At 69.3% G+C, this 251-nt stretch carries 1 protein-coding gene; it reads right to left on the reverse strand.

The features are described from left to right. On the reverse strand, positions 1–251 hold a 251-nt coding region (locus ADK54_RS20080; protein WP_159047848.1), incomplete at both ends, for an acyltransferase domain-containing protein.

Raw genomic sequence — 251 nt, forward strand, 5'->3', positions numbered from 1 at the left:
TGCAGGCGTCAGCCAGCGTGAAGACCCCGGCGACATGCGCGGCGGCGATCTCGCCGACGGAGTGTCCAGCCACGTACTGCGGCCGGACACCCCAGGACCCCACCAGCCGGAACAGCGCCACCTCGATCGCGAACAACCCGGCCTGGGCGTACACGGTCTGGTTCAGCAGCTCCACGTCCCCACCCCACACCACGTCCCGCAACGGACGGTCCAGATGCTCGTCCAAGGAAGCGCACACCGCGTCGAACGCC

Origin of the sequence: Streptomyces sp. WM6378, assembly GCF_001279695.1 — a bacterium.
Lineage (GTDB): Bacteria > Actinomycetota > Actinomycetes > Streptomycetales > Streptomycetaceae > Streptomyces.